This window comes from Streptomyces sp. (assembly GCF_031181555.1).
Classification (GTDB): domain Bacteria; phylum Actinomycetota; class Actinomycetes; order Streptomycetales; family Streptomycetaceae; genus Streptomyces; species Streptomyces fimbriatus.
This window is the reverse complement of the sequence record NZ_JAPSKQ010000246.1, coordinates 2,992-6,944: the sequence shown is the minus strand read 5'-3', so window position 1 is coordinate 6,944 and position 3,953 is coordinate 2,992. Positions and strand designations below refer to the sequence as shown.

The 3,953-nt window shown below is 74.8% G+C and carries 2 protein-coding genes and 1 tRNA gene; 2 read left to right on the top strand and 1 reads right to left on the bottom strand.

Going from position 1 to position 3,953, the window contains the following annotated elements; translation table 11 throughout:
* Position 1 precedes the first annotated feature (1 nt).
* Positions 2 to 74: transfer RNA gene (locus RIM90_RS29640), tRNA-Arg, on the bottom strand.
* Between the two features lie 322 nt (positions 75 to 396).
* On the opposite strand from RIM90_RS29640, the gene RIM90_RS29635 reads away from it, so the two are divergent.
* Positions 397 to 2,007: a dynamin family protein gene (locus RIM90_RS29635; protein ID WP_309063825.1), complete on the top strand. Its 1,611-nt coding sequence runs from the start codon at positions 397 to 399 to the stop codon at positions 2,005 to 2,007.
* Positions 2,008 to 2,010: 3 nt separating this feature from the next.
* Positions 2,011 to 3,953: YfjP family GTPase (locus RIM90_RS29630; protein WP_309063824.1), on the top strand; the 1,943-nt coding region annotated here is incomplete at its 3' end.

The window sequence follows — 3,953 nt, the reverse complement described above, 5'->3', positions numbered from 1 at the left end:
GCGCCCCCGGCAGGACTCGAACCTGCGGCCAAGCGCTTAGAAGGCGCCTGCTCTATCCACTGAGCTACGGGGGCCGGGTGTGGTGGCCTGTCGTCCTGGTGCCCGGGTCCGGGCGGTTCCCTGACGTTGCCGGAGACAAGGATAGGGCTCCCGCATCCTTGTCCCTGTTGCCTCGCCTCCGTGGCTCGGTGTGGAGGTTCGGTGAAGCGGTCCTGATAATCGCAGGCAGGTGCGAATCGTGCATCGCTTTTGGCGTCTCGCGCATCGGGTGTTGTGCACTCGTTATGCCTGGGCCGCGCCCGTGTCCCAGTCGTTCCTTCCGTCCCTTGTGTCCTGTCGGCGCGCAGGCATGCTCATATGTTTCAGAATTCCCCTAAAATTGGGCATTCTTCGCATGTGGTGACCTTGGACGTACGGCCTCAGCTGCTCGACGCACTCTCCGCCCTGCGCGACCGTGTCGCCGCCGCACGCTTCCCGCTGCCCCTGGCGGGGGCCCCACGCGCGCGTGCCAACCGCGACGAACTGCTCGCACAGCTCGACGACTATCTGGTGCCCCGGCTGAGAGACCCCGAAGCGCCGTTGCTGGCCGTCGTCGGAGGATCCACCGGGGCCGGGAAGTCCACCCTGGTGAACTCCCTGGTGGGACGGCGGGTCAGCGAGGCGGGCGTGCTGCGGCCGACGACACGGACGCCGGTGCTCGTCTGCCATCCGGAGGACCACCACTGGTTCAGCGGGATGAGGGTGCTGCCCGATCTCACGCGCGTGTGGGTGCCCCGCCACCAGGACCCGTCGGAGGACCTGCTGCTCCCCGGCGAGAACCCCGCGCGCGTGCTGCGCGTCGAGACCGCCGACACCCTGCCCCCCGGCCTGGCCCTCCTGGACGCGCCCGACATCGACTCCCTGGTGTCCGACAACCGGGTCCTCGCCGCCGAACTCATCTGCGCCGCGGACATCTGGGTCATGGTCACCACCGCCGCCCGCTACGCGGACGCCGTGCCCTGGTACATGCTGCGCACCGCCAAGGAGTACGACGTCACCCTGGTGACCGTCCTGGACCGCGTGCCCCACCAGGTCGTGTCCGAGGTGTCACGGCAGTACGGCGCCCTGCTCACCAAGGCCGGCCTCGGCCACGTACCGCGCTTCACCGTGCCCGAGCTGCCCGAGTCGGCCTGGGGCGGCGGGCTGCTGCCCGCCACCGCCGTGGCGTCGCTGCGGACCTGGCTCGTGCACCAGACGCACGATCCCGCCGCCCGGCAGCACGCCATGGCCCGCACCGCGTACGGCGTCCTCGACTCCCTCAACACCCGCATGCCCGAACTGGCCGGTGCCGCCGCCGCGCAGTACGCGGCCGCGCTGCGGCTCACCGCGGCCGTCGACGGGGCGTACGACAGCGAGCACGCGCGCGTACGGAGCCGGCTGCAGGCCGGAGCCGTGCTCTCCGGGGACGCGCTCAAGCGGTGGCGCGCCTTCCCGCTCGACTGCACCCCGGGCGAGCTCCTCGACGCCCTGGTGGAGAGCCTGAGCGCGCTGCTGCTGTGCGCCGTCGCCGCCGCCGACGAGCGCGTCGACGACGCCTGGCGGCGCGAACCCGCGGCGGCCGCCCCCGAGCTCGCCGCCCGGGACTCCTCGCCGGAGAGCGCCGAACACCGGATCGGGCTGGCCGTACGGCGCTGGCGGCGCGAGCTCGAGGAGTACGCCGAGGACGAGGTGCGCGAGCTGGACCGCGGCGTCGCGCCCGATCCCGAGACGGTCGCCGCGCTGGTCGCCACGGTGCTGCTGGGCGGCCGCCGGACACGCACCGCCGGGGAGGGGCTCGCCGAACGGATCGGCGCCCACGGGGCGCTGCGGCTGCGTGACCGGGGCGGACGGCTGCTCATCGAGCACATGGACCGGATCATGCACGCCGAACGGGAGCGCCGGCTCGCCCCGCTCGACGCGCTCGAGGTGCACGCGGAGCCCCAGGCCGAACTCATCGCCGCGCTGTCCGTACTGCAGAAGGAGAGGTGACCGGTGACCGCCGTCACTGACCAGGACCACACCGAGCACCCCGATCGCCGGGGGGACACCTCGCGCGACGAGAACCGGCCGGAACGCGACGACCGTGGGCACGCTCCCCCCGGGGAGGGCGGTCGTGGAGCGGCCGGGCCGTCCGGGGGGAACGACCGCGACGCCGCCGGCGGCCCGCCCGACGGGAGCCGTACGGACCCGGCGGCGGACCCCGCCCGCCGGACGGGAACCGACGCGAGCCCCTGGGACGACGGGCTGATCGCGCGGCGGGCGGCCGAGGGCGCCGGGGCGGAGCGGTTCGCCGGGGCGGAGTCCCGGAGCCCCGGGCCGCAGGCCGTGCCCCCCCTGGCGTACGACGTGCCGTTGCGGTCGCGGCTCGAGGCGCTGCGCGAACTGGTCGGGCTCTCCCGCACCAGGCTCGACAACCGGACCCTCGCGGAGGCGGGCCGGGTCCTCCAGGAGGCCGCCGCGCGGCGCAGGCTCTCCGGGCAGCACACCGTCGTCGCCATCGCGGGCGCGACCGGCAGCGGGAAGTCGCAGCTGTTCAACGCGCTGGCCGGAGTGGCCATCTCGGAGACCGGGGTGCGGCGGCCGACCACCGCCGCGCCCATCGCGTGCAGCTGGAGCGACGGCGCGGCGAGCCTCATCGAACGGCTGGGCATCCCGCCCCGGCTCCGGCGGCGCCCGCTGCAGGCGACGGTGGACGCGGACGAGCGGCTGCGCGGCCTCGTCCTGGTCGACCTGCCCGACCACGACTCGGCGGCCGTACAGCACCGCGAGCAGGTGGACCGGGTGCTGGCGCTGGTCGACGCGGTCATCTGGGTCGTCGACCCCGAGAAGTACGCCGACGCCATGCTGCACGAACGCTATCTGCGGCCCATGGCGGCCCACGCGGAGGTCATGTTCGTCGTCCTCAACCAGATCGACCGGCTGCCCGGGGAGGCCGCCGAGCAGGTCCTGGACGACCTGCGGCGGCTGCTCGACGAGGACGGGATCGCCCTCGGGGAGTACGGCGAACCCGGGACGACCGTGCTCGCGCTGTCCGCGCTCACCGGCGACGGGGTCGGCGAACTGCGGGAGGCGCTGAGCCGGTTCGTGGCCGAACGCGGGGCCCCGGCCCGCCGGATCTCCGCGGACGTGGACATCGCGGCGGCCCGGCTGTGGCCCGTGTACGCCACCCGTCGGCGCGCCGGGCTGAGCGAGGAGGCGCGCGAGGAGTTCTCGGCCCGGCTCGCGGACGCCGTGGGCGCCACCGCGGCGGGCGAGGCCGCCGAGCGGGCGTGGCTGCGCAACGCCAACCGCGCGTGCGGTACGCCCTGGCTGCGGCTGTGGCGCTGGTGCCAGGACCGGCGTGAGCCGACCACGGGACGGCAGTCCCTGCGCGGGCAGCCCGACGAGGAGGTCACGGCCCGGCAGCGCGTGGAACAGGCGGTGCGCACGGTGGCCGACCGGGCCTCGGACGGGCTGCCGGCGCCGTGGGCGCAGGCGGTGCGGGAGGCGGCGGTGCGCGGCTCCCAGGGGCTGCCGGAGGCGCTGGACGAGCTGGCCGTGCGCGCGGGACTGCCGCCGGGCAGGCCGCCGCGGCCCGGATGGTGGCCGGTGGCCGTGCTCGCCCAGGCGTCGATGACGATCCTTCAGTTCGTGGGCGGGCTGTGGCTGCTGGGCCAGATCATCGGGGTCGTGTCGCCCAACCTGGGGGTGCCGGTGCTGCTGATGGCGATCGGCATCGTCGGCGGACCGCTCATCGAGTGGAGCTGCCGCATGGCCGCCCGGGGGCCGGCCCGGAGATACGGGCAGGAGGCGGAGAGACGGTTGCGGGAGGCGGCCTCCGGGTGCGGACGGGCCAGGGTCCTGGATCCGGTGGCGGCGGAACTGCTGCGGTACCGGGAGGTACGGGAGCAGTACGGGCGGGTCGTGGGAGTGGGGGGCGGAGCCCGGGTCGGGGG